5 protein-coding genes and 1 tRNA gene are annotated in these 5,525 nt (G+C 36.1%); 2 read left to right on the top strand and 4 right to left on the bottom strand.

What is annotated here, in order from left to right; translation table 11 throughout:
• Positions 1 to 170 precede the first annotated feature (170 nt).
• From EKM69_RS11985 to EKM69_RS11990, 3 genes are all read right to left on the bottom strand, one after another.
• Complete coding sequence (locus tag EKM69_RS11985; RefSeq protein ID WP_125711331.1) at positions 171 to 761, bottom strand: GNAT family acetyltransferase; 591 nt, start codon at positions 759 to 761, stop codon at positions 171 to 173.
• Positions 761 to 937, bottom strand: coding sequence for a hypothetical protein (locus EKM69_RS12405; protein WP_164505947.1), 177 nt, complete (start codon positions 935 to 937; stop codon positions 761 to 763). The genes EKM69_RS11985 and EKM69_RS12405 overlap by 1 nt, the downstream gene beginning before the upstream one ends.
• A 260-nt stretch (positions 938 to 1,197) precedes the next feature.
• A tRNA-Gly gene (locus EKM69_RS11990) sits at positions 1,198 to 1,268 on the bottom strand.
• A 174-nt stretch (positions 1,269 to 1,442) separates the two neighbouring features.
• On the opposite strand from EKM69_RS11990, the gene EKM69_RS11995 reads away from it, so the two are divergent.
• On the top strand, positions 1,443 to 1,937 hold the full coding sequence (locus EKM69_RS11995) for a hypothetical protein (RefSeq protein ID WP_125711333.1): 495 nt from the start codon (positions 1,443 to 1,445) through the stop codon (positions 1,935 to 1,937).
• A 582-nt stretch (positions 1,938 to 2,519) separates the two neighbouring features.
• Here the strand turns inward: EKM69_RS11995 and glnA are convergent.
• Positions 2,520 to 3,851 (bottom strand): type I glutamate--ammonia ligase, encoded by a 1,332-nt coding sequence (glnA, locus tag EKM69_RS12000; protein ID WP_164505948.1) that lies wholly within the window; start codon positions 3,849 to 3,851, stop codon positions 2,520 to 2,522.
• 295 nt (positions 3,852 to 4,146) lie between these two features.
• Between glnA and EKM69_RS12005 the strand changes: the two genes are divergently transcribed.
• A complete protein-coding gene (locus EKM69_RS12005) occupies positions 4,147 to 5,121 on the top strand; it encodes a GMP reductase (RefSeq protein ID WP_125711335.1) in 975 nt (324 codons plus the stop codon).
• The last annotated feature ends 404 nt before the right edge of the window (positions 5,122 to 5,525 follow it).

Here is a 5,525-nt window from a genome sequence, read left to right on the forward strand (position 1 = left end):
GATATTTTTGACGAATTTATAAAAGCATTACCCAATCGCCTGATCAGGCTCTTGGATAATGCTTCATGATGTTAAAAAACTATTTGATTGTACCCAACCTCAACATACGAATGAGTTGAGGGCTATTTTCGTGCTTTCAACCTTTAGTTTTAAAAATGAAAATGAATACGTTAAGTATCCTTCAGAATGATGTCACTTATTTTTTTAACATACAAGCACTGATTATTTGGAGTACGATAGTCCTCAACTTCTCTAAAACCATTTTCATTATAAAATTTCCTCAAATAATCATTGTCATCCACTTCCAAATACAGGATTCGTCCTCCGATTAATTTATAAATCTTATTGATTGTAATATAGGCCAATTTAAGGATATCTGCCCCAGATAGTAATTCTTTATAATTGAAGTTTTTCCCAATTTGTCCAATCAATATTGATTTAATTTCATAATTTTCGCTTATTGTTTTGTAGCCTATTCCCATCAATTTTTTCTTTAAGCTATTTGATAGCTTAGAAAAATTTCTTTTGGAAATCATAAGGGGTTTATTCGTTATGGCGTAATACCCCGCTAATACATTTTTGCCTTGGTATGTTGTAAAGATTAAATACGTTCGTGATAAATCTAGTTTCTCAAATTGTATCGACTTGGCTAACAAAAAATCCTCTACATCTTCATTTATTGACGAAAACGTAGAGAACATTTTATTTAGATCATAATTTTGATCCATCAGCTCTTTAAGCTGAATAACCTTGTAACCCATTAATCAAAATCCCGCATAATGTCTTTAATCTTTTTCTTGTCTTTTTTGTTAGTTAAAAAACGAACAGGTTTAGAAAGCTTAGTTTCAGTTTTTCTAGATTCATCTAGAGCATCCGCTAACCTTCTACCGCTTTTTTGATTAAAGGTGAACTCAGTTTGGAAACTCTTAGTTGCCACACCCATCACTCCTTATATAATCAAGTATTTACTAACATCTTAACAGGTGCGAAAACACCATTCAACAATAAACAAGTGGCGTTTATCTAATATAATAATTTAATTAAATATGCAACAATTACCTTTTGTTGTTTTATAAAAATATCAACATGATTGAAGAGTTTATTATTTATGATAGAAAACAAAAAAGCCTAAAATCCTATAATGTTCACTATTATAGAAACTTTATGGCTTTTTATAAAATCATAAGTGAGTAAAAAAGCGAACTACGAGAATCGAACTCGCGACACTAGCTTGGGAAGCTGGTATTTTACCATTAAACTAAGTTCGCATATGTGCTTCTGTACAAATACTTATTATACCTTAAAAAAAGTTAAAATGATAAATAAATTTTAAATCTGTTGTCTCAAATATGAATATAAATTGATTTTTTAGGCTTTGTAACCTAAAATCGAAGATAACGATAGAAACCTATCTAAATATCTTCATTGAGGAGAACATAGAAATGAAAAAGACTATAGTTACTTTGTTAGCTGCTGTTACTCTTATGGGTACTGCAACAGTTACAACTGCTTGTTCTAACACTAAAACAGAACAAACTGAAACACATTCAGCAAAGAAAGTCACACGTGATGAAATCGTTGGACATGACTACGTTGGTGTAAGTAAAGATAACAAGGACCAATATATCACTTTCTTCACTGGTAAGAATGGTAAGAACGTAAAACACTTCCGTGTAAGCAAAGATGGTTCTCAAAAGACTATTACATACTTCATGAAGAAACCTGAACTTAAGATCAACAAGAAGAATCCTAAGAAGTTCACAATCAAAGGTTACAGTGTAATCTCAGAACCAGACTTCCAATTCAACTTCACAAAATCTGGCAAGACAACAATCAAGTCAGAAGACAACAAGAAATGGAAACTATTTGACGGCACACACAAAGAAGCCATCAAACACGTACAAAACCAAGCAAAATCTGCTGACAGCAACAAATAATCAATCAGTCAACCAAAAAGGCGATGAATCAGGAAAATTCCTGACCATCGCCTTTTTTAGTATTCTATTTTTACGCAACTTATGTCTGTTGGTAACCGATAAATCATTTGGGTCTAGCCGGTTAGCAAAAGAACAAAAGATTACAACAGCAATGTACGTCAGGAAACAAAACGAGCGGAGCTTTAGTCCCGCGAACCGAGAAGCTGCAAGGTGCTCAAAAAGAAAAAATCTTGAAAATAAAACTGGGAAGCACCTATTCCCCAACTCAAAACAAACGGGGATTGTACTATCTAGACGGAGGGGCCCGGGATACACACCTCAGCCGCCAAATAGTGGAACGTAAGTGCTAACGCACTTGCGCAACTGGTTCTTAATGGTGGCTGTGCCACCGAAAAAATTAGGAAGCCAGTGTGTGTATCCCGGGCCCCGGAGTCGACAGTGAACCACCACTCCAAACTACTACCTCTATCCAACCAAACAAACAACAAAATCCCATTCAAGCAAAACGCCTCTGTCTGCTCTGCTCTCTTACATTTTTACAAAAAAAATCTGTCGATCCAAAAGAATCGACGGAAAACCATTTTAATACAATGGCATATAAGTATCTCTCTCCCACTGTGAAACTGTTTGACAATATTGATCCCATTCAGCATTCTTAGCAGCGAACAAACTATTCGTCAATGACTCACCAAGTGATGATTGAACGAACTTATCTTTACGTAAAGCCTTCAAAGCATTGTGCAATGTAGAAGGAAGTTCTGTGATTCCAAGATCTTCACGTTGTTGTTCTGTCATACCATAAATGTTTTCTTTAACTTCTGGCATCAACTTATAATCGCTATTCAAGCCATCCAAACCAGCATCAAGAATAGCAGCAATAGCAAGGTATGGATTAGTTGTAGGGTCAACACTTCTCATTTCAAGACGTTTTGACTTACCTTTAGCAGCTGGTACACGTACTAAAGGAGATCTGTTCTTACTTGACCAAGCGATGTATGTTGGAGCTTCGAATCCAGGAACTAAACGCTTGTAAGAATTGATTGTTGGATTATTAACGGCTGTTAATGCACGAGCATGTGTCATTAGACCACTTAAGAATTTCTTTGCAGTGTCTGAAAGCATGTCATTTTCGTCATCAAAGACATTGTCGTCACCTTTGAATAATGACATGTTGATGTGCATACCTGAACCATTGATACCTTGTAATGGTTTTGGCATGAATGTTGCGTAAAGACCGTGACGTTTAGCAACAGTCTTAACAACTAATTTGAAAGTTTGGATACTATCTGCAGCTGAAACAGCATCTTCATACTTAAAGTCAATTTCTTGTTGTCCAGGAGCAACTTCGTGGTGACTAGCTTCAATTTCAAAGCCCATCTTTTCCAAAATCAAAACGATATCACGACGGCAACTTTCACCTAAGTCTACTGGTGAAAAGTCAAAGTAACTACCATCATCGTTCAATTGAAGAGTTGGTAATCCTTTTTCATCAGTGTTAAATAAGAAAAATTCTGGCTCAGGTCCAATGTTAAAGTCTGAGTATCCCATATCTCTCATTTTACCGAGAATACGGTTCAAGTTGTATCTTGGATCACCAACAAATGGTGTTCCATCAGTTTCATAAATATCACAAATCAAACGAGCAACCTTACCATGTTCTGATCCCCATGGGAAAATCAACCATGTACTTAAATCTGGATGCAATAACATATCACTCTCTTCAATTCGAGTGAAACCATCGATTGAAGAACCATCGAATGTAATTTTATTAGCTAATACCTTTTCAAGTTGAGAAACAGGCACCTCAACGTTTTTGATCATTCCATTAATATCAGTAAACATTAAACAAATGAATTCAACATTTTCTTCACTTGCCATGTCTCTAATATCGTCTGCAGAATACTTATGCATCATATCGCTCCTTCTTTGTATATACCAATTTTGTTTAGTCACTAAAAACCGTTAATCCATTAACTATTTTTAACAATAAAACGATAATACCAATGTCGATAATAACTGTCAAACCAATATATTAATATTTTTAACCATTTCTAATTTACCACGAATTTCGAGATTTTTTATCATATATTAAGAAAAAAATATTTTATGATTTCGATTGACTTACGGCCCGATAATGGTTAAATTATATATGCGAACAAAATACATGCCATTTCAAATAATAGTTCGCATTTTGGAGTGAATGAAAATTATGGAAGTTTTTGATTACGAGGATATCCAATTAGTTCCGAATAAATGTATCGTAAATAGTCGGTCAGAATGTGACACCAGCGTAAAGTTCGGTCCGAGAACGTTTAAGATACCAGTAGTACCTGCAAACATGCAGACGGTTATCGACGAAAGCCTAGCCGAATACTTAGCAAAAAATGACTATTTTTACATCATGCACCGTTTCCAACCAGAAAAAAGAACGCAATTCATCAAAGATATGAATGCCAAAGGCCTATTCACATCAATAAGTCTAGGAATCAAAGAAGAAGAATTCGGCTTCATAGATGAATTAGCAGCAGAAAATCTAACCCCTGACTACATCACAATAGACGTAGCTCACGGACACAGTGACAAAGTCATCAACATGATCAAACACGTAAAAAAACAGCTACCAAACACCTTCTTAATAGCTGGAAACGTAGGAACCCCAGAAGGAGTACGTGAACTAGAAAACGCCGGAGCGGACGCTACAAAAGTAGGAATCGGCCCCGGAAGAGCATGTATCACCAAAATCAAAACCGGCTTTGGAACAGGTGGCTGGCAACTAGCAGCCATCAGACTATGCGCCAAAGCAGCCAACAAACCAATTATCGCCGACGGAGGAATCAGAAACGACGGCGACATAGCCAAATCAGTCCGCTTTGGAGCCAGCATGGTAATGATCGGCTCCCTACTAGCAGGCCACGAAGAATCCCCTGGTGAAACCGTAATGAAAGACGGCGTAAAATACAAAGAATACTTCGGATCAGCCTCACAATACCAAAAAGGCGTATACAAAAACGTCGAAGGTAAAAAAATGTTAATCAAATGTCGTGGAAACATCAACGACACATTAAGAGAAATGCACGAAGACCTACAATCATCAATCTCCTACGCCGGAGGAAGAGATTTAGACTCCCTAAGAAGAATTGACTATGTAATAGTAAGAAACTCCATCTTCAACGGAGACATGTAGTAAGAAAACAGTATAAATAAAGAAAAGTCGCTGAAGTATTCAGCGGCTTTTTTCCATACCATCAAAATTTTATAAGAAGAAAAAATCAAACAAGAAAGAGCAAGAAAAAAGCAGGAAATACCATAGCAACCGATGAAGAAAACAGAAAAAAATAAAAAAAGATAAACAAAACAAGCAAAAATCGTAAGAACGGCAATAAATCGGTACCACTACCCTAATCACAGCAAGTTTGCACAATAAATATAAGTACCGTGCCCCCACAAAAAAATACTAAGCTTAGAGGCATAGAAGTTACCCGACGGGGTGCTCCTATGCCTCTATTACTTTATAGTGGTAGTGAAGACAAGCCGTACTCATTTTTGGTCCTTGAGACCGTCACAAAAAATGGCTGCTTCACTTGTTTT

It is taken from the genome of Companilactobacillus zhongbaensis, from assembly GCF_003946515.1.
In the GTDB taxonomy this organism is placed as follows: domain Bacteria; phylum Bacillota; class Bacilli; order Lactobacillales; family Lactobacillaceae; genus Companilactobacillus; species Companilactobacillus zhongbaensis.

Excerpts from the sequence above, each read along its gene's own strand:
- EKM69_RS11985 (WP_125711331.1), bottom strand. The coding sequence starts at position 761 with ATGGGTTACAAGGTTATTCAGCTTAAAGAGCTGATGGATCAAAATTAT.
- EKM69_RS11995 (WP_125711333.1), top strand. The coding sequence starts at position 1,443 with ATGAAAAAGACTATAGTTACTTTGTTAGCTGCTGTTACTCTTATGGGT.
- glnA (WP_164505948.1), bottom strand. The coding sequence starts at position 3,851 with ATGATGCATAAGTATTCTGCAGACGATATTAGAGACATGGCAAGTGAA.
- EKM69_RS12005 (WP_125711335.1), top strand. The coding sequence starts at position 4,147 with ATGGAAGTTTTTGATTACGAGGATATCCAATTAGTTCCGAATAAATGT.